Origin of the sequence: Marinobacter shunpengi (assembly GCF_045449695.1) — a bacterium.
In the GTDB taxonomy this organism is placed as follows: Bacteria; Pseudomonadota; Gammaproteobacteria; order Pseudomonadales; family Oleiphilaceae; genus Marinobacter.
Map to the genome: position 1 here is coordinate 56343 of NZ_JBJJKZ010000018.1, position 15449 is coordinate 71791.

A 15449-nucleotide genomic window follows, 5' to 3' on the forward strand; every position below is an offset into this window, starting at 1 on the left:
TTGGCTGAAGCTGAATGTGTTTCTGAGGACGTCCATGTCATCCCCCCAATCCCGCGATGAAATCAAGACCAGGCTCAACCTGGAAACCTCCCGTATTGGCTGGCGCGAACTGCAAACCTACTATGCACGGGGGCACGTGGTCCGCGTGGCGCCGGAACTGGATCTGCTGGATGTGGCTGCGGAACTGACCACCGACAACAAGGCTCAGTTCCAGCACTGGATGAGCCAGGACCAGGTGGGAGATGTCAGCCCCGACCTGGCCCGTGCCTGGTATGACCGGGAAGCCGAACTCTGGGCCGTGGTGGTGGCTCCCTGGGTGCTGGTCCAGGACCGCAACGATCAGAACCTGCACTGAGCCTGTCATGAAACTCCACTACTTCCACGGACGCGATCCCCTGCACACGCTGGTACTTAGGCGGGGTGAGCGCCGCGTGGAACTACACATCAAGAAGGTGGACAGCGGTATCTGGTCGGTGGTGGCCCTGGCCGGAGAACCGGAGGGACACCCGGATACCACCCGCTGTCGGGGCCCCTACCATGACCAGGAAAGGGCGGGATCCGCCCTGCGGGCGCTGACCGGCAGCCTGCTGGAACGGGGCTATGAACCCTGCCGTGAAGAAACCGCCCAGTGGACGGTACGGGCCCAGCGACTGGCCCGGGATCTGCGCCTGAAAGCACAGGCCAATCAGGGCAAGTACGTGTTTGATCCGGACCAGTTCGAACCTACCCTCTGATCCCCTACGCCCTGAACATTTCCCCATGTCGAGGTTTCGATGCTGGCCGATGCCCTGCTGATCCTGGTACCGCTGTTTCTCGGTTTTGCCCTGTCGATCCGTTACCGCCCGCTGATGACCATGATTCATTACGGTGTCGACGCACTGGTGTACTTCATCCTCGCCCTTCTGGGGGTGGGGCTGGGCCAGATGGATGGGCTGGGGCAGCAACTGGCGGCCATGGCGGTCCAGGTTGGGATACTGGTCGCCGGCCTGCTGGTGCTCAACGTCGTGGCACTGTGGTTATGGCATCGCTGGCAGCCGATGACGGTAGAACACGCAGAAGGGCGGGGCATCACCAGTTACCGGCGCCTGTTCCTGGCGGCGGTGAAGCCCCTGGCCTCGGTACTGGCAGGGCTGCTGGCTGGCTGGTTCCTGCTGCCGGAGTTGTCCTGGGTGGAGGATCTGGCCACCTGGTCGCTGATGATGTTGCTGTTCCTGATCGGCCTGCAATTGCGCAACGCCGGCCTGTCCCTGCGTCGCCTGCTGTTCAACCGGCAGGGTCTGGGCATCGCTCTCTCGCTGGCGATCAGCTCATTGCTGGCGGGCCTGCTGCTGGCGCCGTTACTGCAGGTACCGGTGTTCCAGTCGCTGGCGCTGACATCCGGCTTTGGCTGGTATTCCCTCTCCGGCATTGTAATCGGCGATGCCCTGGGGCCGGCCTGGGGTGGTGTGGCCTTCCTCAACGATGTGCTCCGGGAGATCATCGCCCTGGCCCTGATACCACTGGTGATCCTCCGGCGTCCGGCCATGGCCATTGGCTATGGCGGGGCCACGGCCATGGATTTCACCCTGCCGGTGATCCGCAGTAGTGGCGGTCTGGACTGTGTGCCGGTGGCCATTGCCTCCGGCTTTATCCTGTCGTTTATCTCGCCGGTACTGATGGGGCTGTTCCTGTCGCTGGTGTAAGGAGCGAGCGTGATCGCTTGTTTTCTGATCGTTTCGTGCCGCATTATTGGGAAACCGCTGAACTTGCGATGAGGGGGGTCCGGGGCAGGAGAACCCGGCCCGTATCCCCCCAAGGAGAAGGGAATCGACAGTTGATGTCTTCGCAGACCCTGCTGGCCGCCCAGCCGATCTATGACCGTGACAGCCGGATGCAGGCTGTCGAGCTGCTCTACCGGAACGATGCCGGGGAGAGCGCCCTTACCGTGGGCGAGCACCGGGCCACCAGCGAGGTGCTGTTCAACTTCTGCACGGGTATCACGGATCACGCCGCCCACTATAATGCCCGGGCCTACATCAACGTTTCCGGCGACCTGCTGCTATCCGGGATGGTGCTGCCGGTGGATCCGGAACGGGTGATGATCGAGCTGGTGGAGCGCATCGACCCCACTCCGGATCTGGTGGCTGCGGTACAGCACTGGTATGACCAGGGGTTCCGCTTTGCCCTGGACGATTTTGCCTTCCAGCCAAGTTGGGCACCCTTACTGCCCATGGCGTCCGTGATCAAGGTGGATGTCACCCAGTTCACGCCGGAGGAAGTGGCTCGCCACAAGGTTGACCTGGCACACCTGGATGTCCTCTGGTTGGCGGAACGGGTCGAAGATGAAGCCACCCGGGATCGATTCCTGGAGATGGGGTTTGATCTTTTCCAGGGCTACTATATGGCCCATCCCCGGATCATCTCCGGGCAGAAGCTGTCACCGTCGGGGCTGAGACTGACCCAGTTGTTGGCCACCCTTTATCGGCCTGATCCGGAAGTGGGTGAGCTCACGGCGATCCTGTCCGAGGACCCGGAACTGTCCCTGAACCTGATACGCATCGTCAACAGCCCGCTTTATCGGGGCCAGGGCAAGATCTCATCCATCCGTGAGGTGGTGATCCGGCTGGGTATTACCAACCTCAGGCACTGGGCGGCCCTGCTCAGCTCACTGCAGGTGGTGAACACCGAGCATGCACGGGTGGTACTGGTGCGGGCCCATGTCTGCGAGGCCCTGGCGGGTCGTATGAAGGCCGATGCACCGGCTCCGGACAAGGCCTTCCTTGCCGGGCTGATATCGGGCACCGACATCATGTTGGGGGTGCCGGTGGGGGAGTTTATTGACCGCCTGGACCTGGAAGAGGATGTGCGCCAGGCCGTCCTGCAGCGCAAGGGGCGGCTTGGCCGCCTGCTGCGCCTGGCGGTGACCATGGAACACGATGTCGCCATGGAGCGGGACCTGGAGGTCTGGGACCCGCGCCTGCTGACACTCTACCGCCAGGCGGCCAACCGCGTGCAGCGGATTATCCGACAGTTGGACAGGGCCTGATGTCTGCTGGTGGCATCGTCCGCCCTTTCGGCTGATCGTTGCCCCTCAGCCCGCCGGAAAGAAGGTGCGCAGGCTGTTCTGGTAGGTCCGGGCCAGCACGTCATCCAGGTCCAGCTCCTTGACCTCGGCAATCTTCTCCGCCACGAAGGGCAGGTAGAAGGGGGCGTTCTCGCGACCGCGATAGGGCACCGGCGTCAGGAACGGTGAATCGGTTTCCAGCAGGATCTGCCCGATGGGGGCCATTCGTACGATGTCCCGGACGTTCTCCGCCTTGTTGAAGGTGGTAATGCCGTTAAAACCCAGGCACCAGCCCTGGTCCAGGGCGTAGCGGGCAAGCCCGGGGCCGGAGGTGAAACTGTGGATCACGCCCCGGCGCTTCAGGGTGTCCTCGAAATCCGACAGGATGTCGATGGTATCGTCGTCCGCCTCGCGGCTGTGGATCACCACTGGCCGATCCAGGTCTGCGGCAATCTGCAGCTGGCGCCGGAATACCTGCTTCTGAACTTCCCGGTCGGCATTGTCGTAGAAGTAATCAAGGCCGATTTCACCGATGGCGACGATCTTGTCATCACCGCCATGCTGGCGGATCTCGGCCTCGCAGGTGTCGGTGTAGGTTTCCGCCTCATGGGGGTGGACACCCTGGGTGCCGTAGAGCCACGGCTGCCGGCCACTGAGTTCGCGCACCGTGGCCAGGTTGTCCGGTGACACGGCGATGGTGATGACCCGCTCGATGTTGACACCCCGGGTCTGCTCGAGGGTTTCCTCCAGCGGCCGGTCCTTGAGGTAGTCAAGATGGCAGTGAGTCTCGATCAGTGGCTGGTCAAAAACGGGAATCTCGCGTCTCTTGCGGCTCATAGTTGCTAACCTGTTCCAAAAGGTGCTCAGTTTATCATCAATGCCCTGGGTTCCGAACCATCGCCCCGATAGCCCGGGACCATCAGGCCGTCCAATCCGGAGTGCAGCCCCGTCATGATAACGACAGCGTTCAACGAAACCTGGCTCTATGATCCCCGACGGCCCCGATTGCGGGACTATCCGGCGGACATCGATGATGATCGGGTGCCGCCCCTGGAACCGGAACTGGAGTTGATTGGCGAGCACCAGCGGCGGTTGTGGGCCACCGGCCGTAAGGCCTGCCTGCTGGTCTTCCATGGCCTGGATGCCAGCGGCAAGGACAGCCTGATCCGCACCCTGGCTACCTATATGGATCCGGCCGGTTTTCACGCCTGGTCCTTTGGCCGACCCACCGAAACCGAGCGGGCCCATGATTTCCTGTGGCGGGTTGTGCCTTTATTGCCGGCGTTGGGGGAACTTGTGGCCTTCAACCGCAGTCATCATGAGGCGGTCATGGCGGAGCGATTGTGGCCGGTCCGCGATGCGGGCCACTATGACTGGCAGGCCCGGTATGCCGCCATTCGGTCCTTTGAAGAGCACCTGACTCAGGAGGGCACCACGATCATCAAGTTCTGGCTTCGTCTGTCCCCGGAAGAGCATCGGTGTCGCCTGCTCAAGCGCCTGGACAAACCCCGTAAACGCTGGAAGTTCGACCGCTCGGACATCGAGGCCTGGAACCGCCGGGACGACTACCTGAACGTCGTAGAAGAAGCTATTGCGGCGACACATACCCCGCAGGCACCATGGTTCATCATTCCGGGGGACCGTAAGCCGGTCGCCAGGGCGCTGGTGGCAAGATTGCTTGCCGAGCAACTGGTGCACCTGGCTCCGGAGTATCCCCGTTACGACGAGGGGGTACTGGAACAGTACCGGGCCCTGCTTGAACATGGATAGGTTCCAGGCCCAGACGCCGTTAACAGGGCGTGCACAAAGACAGGAACCACACCATGATTGGATATATCCAGAAAGTTCTGGTGGACACGATCCGCGCGGAAGGGGGCGAACAGGCACTGGCGATCATTTGTCAGCGAGCCGGCGTCGAGGGCATTCCGGAATTTCGCATCGATCAGGACTATCCCGACGACGAATGCCTGCGGATGATCGCGGAGACCGGCGCCTATTTCGGGCTGGACGAAGAGAGCCTGTTCCGGCTCTATGCGGACCGGTTTATCCGGGAGTCCCGGGAACGGTTCCCCATGTTCTATCAGATGGCGGGTTCGGCGCGGGACTTCCTGGAGCGTCAACCCCGGGTGCATACGGTGCTGGCAGCGGGTCTGCGTGGCGAGGCGTCGCGGGACCGTGTCCGTGACAAGTTTGATATCGAGCGCAACGGGGATGACCTGATGGTCACCTACCGCTCCCCGAATCGCCTCTGCGGGCTCTATGAGGCGCTGTTCAACCGGGTTCTCGAGGAATTTGGTGAAACCGGCAGTATGGAAATACTGGCCTGCCAGAAACGGGGTGCGGAGGCCTGCCGGTTCTGCCTGAAACCGGGATCCGGCGATGAGTGACTCTGAAAAGCGCCTGCGGGCAAGCATCAACCGTATTGCCGACCAGTTGTGCATGGCCATCGACGGGCGCTATGACTTCCATGTGCATACGGATTCCGATGACCTGGATATCCAGAAGCTGTCGGTGCTGTCCAACTTCGTGCTGGAGTCCGTGCGGCGGAACATCCTGGAGCTGGAGAAGGCCCGTGACCTGCTGGAGGAGCGGGTGGAGGAACGCACCCGTCGCCTGGATCTGATTATCCGGGGCGCCAACGACGGGGTCTGGGAATGGGACTTCCAGACCGACGAACTCCATGTCTCCAGGCGCTGGCTGGCCATGTCCGGGTGCGAACCCCTGGGTACACGGATCGCGCCCGAGAAGTGGATGCAGCGGATTCATCCCCAGGACCAGGATCGCTTCAGCGAGGCGGTATTGAAACACGCCAATGGTCTGGAGGAGCGCTTTTACTGCGAGTACCTGCTGGAGGACGGCCGGGGCGGGTACCGTGCCATGGTGGCCCGGGGCATCTGCGACCGTCATCCGGATACCGGCGAACCCAGGATGATGGCGGGTACCCAGACGGATATCACCCGGCGCAAGTTTATCGACCCCCGCACGGGGCTGCCCAATGCCGCCTACCTGGAACTGATGCTGTCACAGCGACTGGACAGCCGGGCGGAAGACGGTGTGGGGCTGCTGATGGTGGTGATCTCCAACCTGTCCCTGGTCCGGGACTCCCTGCGGCCCCATGAGGAAAGAAAACTGGCCCGGGAAGTCCGATACCGGCTGGACCGCTGCATACAGCCCGGTGAACTGGTGGCCCTGCTGGCGGACAACACCCCGGTCATGCTGCTCAGGGACGACACTGAACGCGGCCTGCGGGACCGGGCCAAAGCTGTGATGCAGCAGTTCGACGAGCCCCTGCTGATCGACGATCGCAGAATCTGGCTGTCGCTGGTTATTGGGGCGGTGCCATCCGACGAGACCCGCTTCGAAGGCTCGGCGGACATGCTGCAGGCAACCCGCACCATGTTGCGCCGGATCAGGACGGTGGGCACCGGTAGCTTCCTGGTCTACCACGACGACATGCGGCAGCGGAACCGGGAGCGCCTGGACGCCGAGCAGACTCTGCGTAATGCCCTGCGCCTGCGTTGGGTGGAGTCGTTCCTGCAGCCACTGGTGAACCTGCAGACCGGGGAGGTGGATGCCTTCGAGGCCCTGTGCCGGATCCGCCATCCGGAGGCGGGGCTGATTTCGCCCGGACTGTTCATCCCGGTGGCGGAAGAGACCGGCCTGATCCGCAACCTGTCCGACGAAATGCTCAGACTGACCCTGCCGCTGCTGAACGACCCGATACTGGTGGATGCCTACGGGGCGGCGTTCACTATCAGCGTCAACCTGTCGCCGGCCCAGCTCCATGACCCCAGGCTCGCCGAGAACCTGCTGGCGAGTCTGGACGAGGCGGGAGCGGATCCGCGCCGCCTGAAGGTGGAAATTACCGAGACGGCGGTCATGGCCGACGCGGATATCGCCCTGTCGGTGATGAACGAGCTGCGGCGTCACGGGATTGCCGTGGCCCTGGATGACTTCGGCGCCGGCTACTCGTCCCTGGGTTATCTGCGGCAACTGCCCCTGGACCAGCTCAAGATTGACCGGTCGCTGATATCCGGGGTGGACCGCGATAACGAGAAACGAGCGATCCTGGAAATGATCCTGACCCTGTGTGAACGTCTTGATCTGTCCGTGGTGGTGGAGGGCATCGAGAACGAACTGGAACTGAGTTGCGTGCTGGGCATGGGTGCCCATATCGGCCAGGGGTTCCTGTTCAGCCGACCGCTGGCCCGGGACGAACTGGTTGCCCGGGTGCCACGCCAGGGGCTGCTGCGCCCGGCATCCGATTCGCCTTGAAGGAAGTCGTTATCATGGGTTCGAGCAGCACAAAGGCCAGTGCCATGACATCATCACCGGAGCAGAATCTGCCTGACACCGGCGACGGCCTTTATCGGCATTGGCAGCGACTCAACGACTGGCTGCATGAGCACCAGTTGCTGTGGCGCCCGGTGCCGTTTACGGAGCCGGAACCGGCATGGACCCGCCAATGGCGGGAACTGGCGGACTGGCTGAAAGCACTCGACGAGTCGCAGTGCGACCTCTACGAACAGTATCCGGAACGGTTGGCGGCCCGGCTCCGTAACTGGCTACCGGGGCTGGCGGACTATCCGGCCCTGGTGACGGTGCCGGATCTCAGTCCGGGGCCGGACACGGTGAATGGGATCACGCTGGAGGAAAAGGACGCCGTCGATATGCCCGGGCGCAAGCGCCTGCAGTCGGGCGCCTTTGCTGCCGCCCTTCTGCCCCTGTCCGGGCCATCACTGGACTGGTGCTGTGGCAAGGGGCATCTGTCCCGGACCCTGGCCAGGCAGGGTAGGGTTCCGGTAACCGGCTATGAATGGAATGCCGGGCTGGTGGAAGACGGTAATCGCCTGGTCCGGCGCTATGGCGATGCGGTGACGCTCCAGTGTCAGGATGTCATGGCGTCCGACCTGCCCTGGCCGAAAGGGGCCCACGGCGTGGCCCTGCATGCCTGTGGCGACCTCCATCGCAAGCTGATCCGCGATGTGGTGACCCGGCGACAGCCCCGCATCAGCTTCTCGCCCTGTTGTTATCACCTGACCGGTAGCCGCCATCTCGCATTGCTGTCCGAACGCACCCGGGCTGACACCAATGCCCTGGCATTGACCCGTGACGATCTGCGACTGGCCGTCCAGGAAACCGTCACCGCGCCGACCCGGGACCGGAAGCAGTCAGCCCGGGTAAGTCAGTGGCGGCTGGGTTTCGATGGTCTCCAGCGCCGGCTTCGAGGTGTGGATGACTACTTGCCGTTGCCACCCCACCCAAAGCGCCTGATGGGCGAGGGCTTCGAGGCCTTCTGTCACTGGGCGGCGGACCACAGGGGCCTGACCCTGCCAGTTGGTATCGACTACGGGCAATGGCTGGATTATGGCGCTGACCGTGCTGCCCGGGTGCGCCGGTACGAACTGGTGCGTCACCTGTTCCGCAGGCCATTGGAGTTGTGGCTGGTGCTGGACTACGGGCTGTTCCTGGAGGAATCGGGCTACGAGGTTCGTCTGGGTACCTTCTGCGACCGGGCCCTTACCCCCCGCAACCTGCTGGTGGATGCAGTTATCACACAACCATGAAAAAAGGCGCCCGAAGGCGCCTTTTCGATTTCCGGGCCGCGCCTCTCTACTAGCGACGGACCTGGATGTGGGCTTCAACCCGGCGGTTCTGGGCGCGGCCTTCGGCGGTCTCGTTGTTGGCGACCGGGTCGGACTCGCCGTAACCCACCGGGGACACGCGGCTGCTGTCGATACCGTACAGCTCAACCAGACGGTCTGCCACGGCCTCAGCACGACGCTGGGACAGTTTCTGGTTGTAGGCGGCGGGACCGCTGCTGTCGGTGTGGCCGGCGATTTCCGTGGTCACGTCCTGGTCAGCCTTCAGGGCGTCGGCGATCTCACGGATGTCGTCATCGTACTGGTTGCTGATCTCGGCACTGTTCAGCGGGAAGGTGATGTACAGGGTGATGGTTTCCAGGGTCACCAGCACGCAGCCCCGCTCATCCACTTTCGCGCCCGGCTCGGTTCCGGGGCAGTCGTCCAGGCGGTCCACTACGCCATCACCATCGGTGTCTAGCTCGCAACCGTTCTGGTCAACCATGGCGCCGGCCACGGTGCCCGGGCACTGGTCGCGGTTGTCTGGCACACCATCACCATCGGCGTCCGGTTCCGGCTGGGGAGCGGGGGCCGGAGCCGGCTCGGGTTCGCTGCTGCCCCGGCTGAAGGCCAGGCTGACCCCCAGGGAGGCCTGGGCGTCGAAGGTGCTCTCGTCGATGCCGTGGAAGGCACGCAGATCACCGCGCAGTGACAGCAGATCGGTCACGTTGTAGCGCACACCACCACCGAGGTTGACGCGGGTCTCGTCATGCTCGGTGCCCGGGGTTTTCATGGTGCCGCCATCGAAATCCGCGTGGCCGGCACCGGCGGCCAGGTAGGGGTTCCAGCGGTCTGCCTGGCTGCCAAAGTAGTACAGGCCATCCACCCGGATCTCATCAAAATCCACGTCGCCGCTACTGTGCTTGATGTCGGGATTGGCGGTGGAGTAGACCGCCTCGATGGCCCACTGCGGCAGGAAACGGTATTCCAGGCCGAAACCGTAGGTGGCTTCCTCGTCCAGGTCGCGCTTGTCGTCGAAGTACTGGTACCCGGCAAACGGATTGATGTAGATGGTCTGCAGGTCGTCGTATGCCAGTGCCGGCGTGCTGACGGCAGCAGCGATGATAGCCGCTGACAGGGGGCGCAGTGCGTTCATGAGGTTTCCTCTTTCCATGGCAATTGAAGGCGTCATGCTCCCGACGCTTTGCAGTAAGTTAAGTTTTGTTACTGCGCCTATGCAAGTGTAAATTAACGATATTTCGGGATGTACAGATAGTTGTTACGGAAGGCTGGATACGGCCTTGGTGTGACGTGAGTCTCAATCCTTTGAAACCTTTGGAGAATTTGGCTCAGGGTTTGCGGTACTCGACCCGTTCCACGCAGCCATTCCTAAAATAAACGTAAGTTAGTTCATAAATGGCGCCGTAATATTTAGTCTGGTAAACCCAGGTTTCCTGGGGCATGGGGTAGACCTCCGAGGTGCGGCCGAACGCCTGCTCCACCTGTTCACGGGTCATGCCGGGCACCACCTGTTCCCGGGCCAGGTAGGTGCGAAGGTCGGTGGAGTTGATAAAGCGACAGGTATCCTCGTCTTTGCCGGCCGGGGCCTCTTCCTGTTCCGCCGCGTCCTTCGGCGCTGCTCTGAACTCGGGCAGGTTATCGCCGACGCTGCCACCCACCTGGGTATCCCTGACCGTCACGGTGTCCGGGTTAGCGCTACAGGGGCGGTCGGAGAACTGCACACCGTCTGGTCCCTCGCATTTGTAGAAGGTAGCGGTGTCGGCGGAGCCGCTCGTCGGAAAGACGGCCGGGATCGCGAACAACAGGATGGCTGCGTGGCGCAAACCGCTGATCGTATCCGGTGCTGTCATGGTCCGTCCCCCGAGTGCTGTTGCTCCATCATGGCACGGAAATACAGGTGGGCGCTCTTCTTGCTGAAGGTCAGTGTGCGGCCGTCATCAAATCTCACATCGAAGGAGGATTCCTCTTCGCCGGTGACCGAGCCCGCGCCAAAGATGGCATGGCTGAGCCGCTGGCAGGCCCACAGGGGCTGGTTGCCGGTCTCTGCCCGAGCCGGTTCCCCGGACAGTTGCACGCCTTCCCGGCTGGCGTAGCGCTGGCTGACCGGGGTCAGTGGCAGGTCGGTGCTGAAACCTTCGCCGTCATCCCTGTCGTTCTGGTCCAGCCAACGACCGAACTGGTCACTCAGGTCGTGGCAGAGCTCCGCCACAAAGCGGCTGGGGGCCAGGTCTGCATCCACCGCGGGGCGCGGGCCACCGGGGCGGGTGATCAGGTGCAGTTCGTTGCGGGAGCGGGTGATGGCCACGTAGAGCAGGCGCCGTTCGCTTTCCATGAAAGCCTTGAGGTCATCCTGCTGGCGGGGGCTGTAGGGCAGGTACTTTTCCTGCAGGCCAGGAATGATCACCCGGGGCCATTCCAGCCCCTTGGTGCGGTGGATGGTGGACAGAAGCACACCCCGGGTGTCGTCGTTGTTCGTGTCCTGGCGCTGGAGCGCCTGGTGGCGAAGCGTCTGCAGATGGGCGAGGGCCTCCGCCGGGGGGATGTCGAGGCTGGCCAGGTAGGCCCGGAAGCCCTGTACGGTGTCAATGCGCTCGTTGGCGGTGTCATGGGTGAGGGCCAGGCTGCGGATGCCGTCGTACAGCTCGGTCTGTTCGGCATAGCGCCCCAGCAACGTGGCCACCGGGCCTGAAAACCCATGCAGGGACACCAGGGCTTCGCCGAGGCGTCGCAGTTTGCGGGCCGGCATTGGCCCCATGGCGGAGTCATCCAGGCTGAGCAGGCGGTTGCCCCAGCCGGACTCGAACCCGGCCAGCATCTGCGCCATGTGTCCCAGTTCCTGCTCCTTTAGCCCCACGTGGGGGAAGCGCAGCAGGTTGCGGGCTGCCTCCAGGCGATCCTGGGCCGTCATCCCCGGGAGTTGGCCGGTGACCACCTGCAGCAGGCTGGTGATGGCTTCCACCTCACGGCTGAATAACGCGCCCTTGCCGGCATCGATGCGGTAGGGGATCTGCCGGGCCAGCAGGCGCAGCTCGATGGGCACGCTCTGGCTCCAGACCCGGAACAGGATCGCGGTCTGTTGCTGCTCGCCTTCCGGTAATCCCTCCAGCAGCTTCACCACCACGCCACCATCCTGTTCACTCTCATGGAGCTGGATACGACTGGCGGGTGTGGACGGATGGGCGTGGCAGAGCACATCGTTGCGGCCCTGGTTGTGGGTGATCAGGTGGTTGGCCAGCAAGGCCACCCGGTGACCGTAGCGGAAGCTGTAGCTCAGGGTCTGTTGCAGGGGATTGTCGAATTCCTCCCGGAAGCGCCGCAGGATGAACTCCGGTTTGGCCCCCCGGAACTCGTAGATGGTCTGGTCCGGATCCCCTACCACGGTGACTTTCGCCCGCTCGCCGGCCACGTAGCGCAGCAGCAGGTGCTGGATCTCGTTGGTGTCCTGGTACTCGTCCACCAGCATCAGGTCCACCTTGTTGCCTACCAGCCGCTGCAGGGCCGTGTCCTGATGGATCGCCATCACCGGTTCGTAGAGCATGTCGGCGTAGGTGATCTGGCTGCGTTCCTTGCGCCACTGTTCGAAGGCGTGGAACAGGTCGATCAGGTAGCGGTGGCGGTCGCTGTAGCCCAGCTCCTCGAACATGACTTCCGCCGGAGACAGGGTGGTCTTCACCAGGTCGATAAACCCGGTGGCGGTTTCCACATAGTCCTTCTTGTTGCGGCGGATTTCATCCGCCAGGTCCTCAGGCGCCAGTTGCCGGGTCAGCAGCCAGGCCTGGTAGCTGACTTCCTGCTCGCTGAGGATTTTTTCAGAGAACCCTGGCAGCACACCCTCCCGCACGAAACGTTTATAAAGCCGCAGCCCCATGGCGTGGTAGGTGCGCACCTCCGGCAGGGCCAGGCCCAGATCCCGGGTGATGTCCCGCAGCTTGCGTTCGAAGTCGACCCGGGCGCTACGGTTGAACATCAGCACCAGCATTCGTCGGGGATCATGGCCCTTCTGCAGCAGCCAGCGCAGGCGCCAGGCCAGGGTGGTGGTCTTGCCACTGCCGGCCACCGCGGTGATCAGCGCATGCTCGTGGCCCGCGGTGATAATGTCGCGCTGTTCCTGGGTGAGAAAATCGGGGAGTTGGCTGGTCATGGCCGCCATTGTATAGAACCGGCGGATAAATCCCGAACGGTCTCTTCAGGTCTTTGGTGCCCCCTGACACCCGGGCATCCTTGCCCCATAATGGCGTCTCATTTCAGACAAGGAGCGACAGCATGGCAACGGTACTGGAAGAGTCGGTCAACGTATTGGGTGAGACCCTGGAGGCCTGCGGCAACGACCCGGTCACCGGATTCTACCGGGATGGCTGTTGCAACACCGGTCCTGACGACCTGGGCAGTCATACCGTCTGCGTCGTGATGACGGACGAGTTCCTGGCGTTCTCCCGGGAACGGGGCAACGATCTCAGTACGCCCCGGCCGGAGTTTGGTTTCCCGGGGCTGCGGGCCGGTGATGGCTGGTGTCTGTGCGCGCCTCGCTGGCAGGAGGCGTTCGAAGCGGGAAGTGCGCCGAGAGTCCGGCTGCGGGCCACCCATCGGGGTGCCCTGGAATCCTGCGATCTGGCCGACCTGAAACGGTTTGCGGTGGACCTCAGCTAGTGTCCCATGATCCCTGGCAGACCCTGGCGTCGCAGTTGGCCGTCCGGGGCGAGCGGCGGCTGGTGCTGATCGAGGGCGGGCGTGATCAGGCGGTGGCCTGCGTGCGCCGCATTCTGGGCCAGCTTGGGCCGTCCGCAGGCCTGTGGGTTGGTAGCAAGGAAGACAATCCGCATGCGTCCCTTGACACCTTGGCCGCCGGCCAGATCCGTCAGCGACTCGGCACCGAAACGCCGGTGGTGGTATGGGACGGCTGGCAGGGCAATCCGCCGGACGCCCTGGCCGCCATCACCGGTACGTTGGTGGCCGGTGGTCTCTGGTTCTGGCTGATGCCGCCGCTGGACCAGTGGGGCAGTTATCCTGACCCGGACCATGCCCGCATGGGCTTGCCGGAGGACGGTCATCATCCGTTCCTCGCCCGCCTGGCGAGAATCATTGACGCCTCCCCGTCCGTTATCCGGTGTGCCGCAAATAGCGATGATGTACCGTCGCCACCTTCCATTCAGAACCATGAAAACGCCCCATTCCGGGTGACTGGAACACCGGACCAGGACCGCGCCATCGAGGCCATCATGCGAACCGGCCAGGGCCGTCGGCGGCGACCGCTGGTAATCACCGCCGACCGGGGGCGTGGCAAGTCCGCGGCCCTGGGCATGGCCGCCACCCGTTTGTTACAGGGTGGGCGTGAGCGAATCCTGGTGGTGTCGCCCCGCAAGGACAATGTGGCAACGCTGTTCCGTCATGCCGCCAGGGAGGCCGGGCTGGATCATCAGGAGCAGACCCGCCTCCAACTGGCGTGCGGCGCAACCCTGGAATGGCTCCCCATTGATGACCTGCTGGCCCGTCGACCGGAGGCGGAGCTGATCATGGTGGACGAAGCCGCCGCTATCCCCGCGCCCCTGCTTAGGCAGGTCCTGTTGGGGTGGCCCCGGGTGGTGTTCTCCACCACCGTGCATGGCTACGAAGGCTCCGGTCGCGGATTCAACCTCCGTTTCCGCGCGGTACTGGATCGGGAGACGCCCCACTGGCAGTCGTTGACCCTCCGACAGCCGGTGCGCTGGGCCGACAGTGATCCACTGGAGCCGCTGGTGAACCGGCTGTTCCTGCTGGATGCGGAAAACCCCGGGGCCGAAGCCGGGGAAGACATCACCATTGAGTCATGGCGACCGGATGAAGCCAGCGAGGCGACACTGGCCCAGGCTTTCGGCTTGCTGGTGGACGCCCATTACCGCACCACGCCATCGGACCTGCGCCAGTGGATGGATGATCCGAAAGCGATGACCTTCGTGGCCCGGCGGCAGGGTGCCATTGTCGGCGTGTTGTGGGCCACGGTGGAAGGGGGCCTGGAACCGGCCCTGGCGGACCAGGTGCTCCGGGGCGAACGTCGACTGAAAGGTCACCTGCTGCCCCAGTCCCTGGCCAACCACGGCGGTGATGCGCAGGCTGCGACGCTGCGTATGCTGAGGGTGGTGCGGGTGGCGGTCCATGATGGCCGCCGCCGCCAGGGGATCGGCCAGCGGCTGCTGGCAGCGGTCACTGAAAAGGCTGAGACCGCCGGGCTCGATGCCATCGGCACCAGTTTCGGCGCCGCCGTTGAGCTGCTGCCGTTCTGGCAATCTGCGGGCTTCGCCACGGTCCGGCTGGGGATCAGTCGGGAGGCGAGTTCCGGCGAGTATGCGGTGCAGATGTTGCGGGGGCTGTCAGAAGCCGGCAAGGCTGCCCAACAGCGCCTGTCCTCAAGATTCGCAGAGCAGTGGCCAGTCCTGTTGCCGGTGATCTGGGCATCGCTATCAGCCGAGCTGGTACTGGCCATCAGCGCCGACCTGCCGCCGGCACCACCACTCGCGGATCAGGAAATCACAGAACTGGAAGCCTTTGCCCATGGTCACCGGGGATTTGAGTTGACCTTGCCGGCGTTGAAGCGGCTGACGGTCCAGACTGATGTTAGCCGGCAACTCTCGGAGTCAATCGGTGCCCCCTTGTGGATTCACGGTATCCTGCAGAACCAGTCCTGGCACGGAGCCCGTGAACAGGGGCTGTGCTCAGGAAAAAGGGACGGCGAGTCGCAACTGAGACAGTTGGCTGCCGATCTGTTATTCAGAGGCGCCTTGTCCAGCGCCAACAATGGCAAAGAGTAGACCAGCAGGTAAGCCAGACGG

At 63.5% G+C, this 15449-nt stretch carries 14 protein-coding genes; 10 read left to right on the forward strand and 4 right to left on the reverse strand.

Going from position 1 to position 15449, the window contains the following annotated elements:
* Window positions 1-34 precede the first annotated feature (34 nt).
* The 4 genes from ACJO2E_RS16765 to ACJO2E_RS16780 all read left to right on the forward strand — a co-directional run bounded on the left by ACJO2E_RS16765 (window position 35) and on the right by ACJO2E_RS16780 (window position 3025).
* Entirely contained in the window at window positions 35-355 is a 321-nt protein-coding gene (locus ACJO2E_RS16765; protein ID WP_328189648.1) for a DUF2288 domain-containing protein, read from the forward strand.
* 7 nt (window positions 356-362) lie between these two features.
* On the forward strand, window positions 363-734 hold the full coding sequence (locus ACJO2E_RS16770; RefSeq protein WP_406965355.1) for a PA4575 family protein: 372 nt from the start codon (window positions 363-365) through the stop codon (window positions 732-734).
* Window positions 735-773: 39 nt separating this feature from the next.
* Window positions 774-1682 (forward strand): LysO family transporter, encoded by a 909-nt coding sequence (locus tag ACJO2E_RS16775; protein ID WP_406965357.1) that lies wholly within the window; start codon window positions 774-776, stop codon window positions 1680-1682.
* 134 nt (window positions 1683-1816) lie between these two features.
* A complete protein-coding gene (locus ACJO2E_RS16780; protein ID WP_406965359.1) occupies window positions 1817-3025 on the forward strand; it encodes an EAL and HDOD domain-containing protein in 1209 nt (402 codons plus the stop codon).
* Window positions 3026-3070: 45 nt separating this feature from the next.
* On the opposite strand, the gene ACJO2E_RS16785 is transcribed toward ACJO2E_RS16780, so the two are convergent.
* Entirely contained in the window at window positions 3071-3880 is an 810-nt protein-coding gene (locus ACJO2E_RS16785; protein WP_406965360.1) for a TatD family hydrolase, read from the reverse strand.
* A gap of 114 nt (window positions 3881-3994) precedes the next feature.
* Here ACJO2E_RS16785 and ACJO2E_RS16790 point away from each other — a divergent pair, with 114 nt between their 5' ends.
* The 4 genes from ACJO2E_RS16790 to ACJO2E_RS16805 are packed head-to-tail and all read left to right on the forward strand — an operon-like array spanning window position 3995 to window position 8610.
* Entirely contained in the window at window positions 3995-4813 is an 819-nt protein-coding gene (locus ACJO2E_RS16790) for a polyphosphate kinase 2 family protein (RefSeq protein ID WP_406965362.1), read from the forward strand.
* Window positions 4814-4866: 53 nt separating this feature from the next.
* Window positions 4867-5430, forward strand: a complete 564-nt coding sequence (locus ACJO2E_RS16795; protein ID WP_406965363.1) for a heme NO-binding domain-containing protein — start codon at window positions 4867-4869, stop codon at window positions 5428-5430.
* Window positions 5423-7318, forward strand: coding sequence for a putative bifunctional diguanylate cyclase/phosphodiesterase (locus ACJO2E_RS16800; RefSeq protein WP_406965364.1), 1896 nt, complete (start codon window positions 5423-5425; stop codon window positions 7316-7318). The genes ACJO2E_RS16795 and ACJO2E_RS16800 overlap by 8 nt, the downstream gene beginning before the upstream one ends.
* 14 nt (window positions 7319-7332) lie before the next feature.
* The gene (locus ACJO2E_RS16805) at window positions 7333-8610 is read left to right on the forward strand and encodes a methyltransferase (RefSeq protein WP_406965366.1); all 1278 of its coding nucleotides are present in this window, start codon (window positions 7333-7335) and stop codon (window positions 8608-8610) included.
* Between the two features lie 49 nt (window positions 8611-8659).
* Here ACJO2E_RS16805 and ACJO2E_RS16810 read toward each other — a convergent pair whose 3' ends face one another.
* The 3 genes from ACJO2E_RS16810 to ACJO2E_RS16820 form a co-directional block, all read right to left on the reverse strand.
* Window positions 8660-9781, reverse strand: a complete 1122-nt coding sequence (locus ACJO2E_RS16810) for an OmpA family protein (RefSeq protein WP_406965367.1) — start codon at window positions 9779-9781, stop codon at window positions 8660-8662.
* Window positions 9782-9974: 193 nt separating this feature from the next.
* A complete protein-coding gene (gene bamE, locus ACJO2E_RS16815; protein ID WP_406965369.1) occupies window positions 9975-10496 on the reverse strand; it encodes an outer membrane protein assembly factor BamE domain-containing protein in 522 nt (173 codons plus the stop codon).
* Window positions 10493-12787 carry an ATP-dependent helicase gene (locus ACJO2E_RS16820; RefSeq protein ID WP_406965500.1) on the reverse strand — a complete coding sequence of 765 codons (2295 nt, stop codon included), beginning with the start codon at window positions 12785-12787 and terminating at the stop codon, window positions 10493-10495. The genes bamE and ACJO2E_RS16820 overlap by 4 nt, the downstream gene beginning before the upstream one ends.
* A 122-nt stretch (window positions 12788-12909) precedes the next feature.
* Between ACJO2E_RS16820 and ACJO2E_RS16825 the strand changes: the two genes are divergently transcribed.
* Entirely contained in the window at window positions 12910-13293 is a 384-nt protein-coding gene (locus tag ACJO2E_RS16825; RefSeq protein ID WP_406965370.1) for a DUF2237 family protein, read from the forward strand.
* On the forward strand, window positions 13293-15428 hold the full coding sequence (locus ACJO2E_RS16830) for a tRNA(Met) cytidine acetyltransferase TmcA (RefSeq protein WP_406965371.1): 2136 nt from the start codon (window positions 13293-13295) through the stop codon (window positions 15426-15428). Before ACJO2E_RS16825 ends, ACJO2E_RS16830 begins: the two co-directional genes overlap by 1 nt.
* Window positions 15429-15449: the final 21 nt, after the last annotated feature.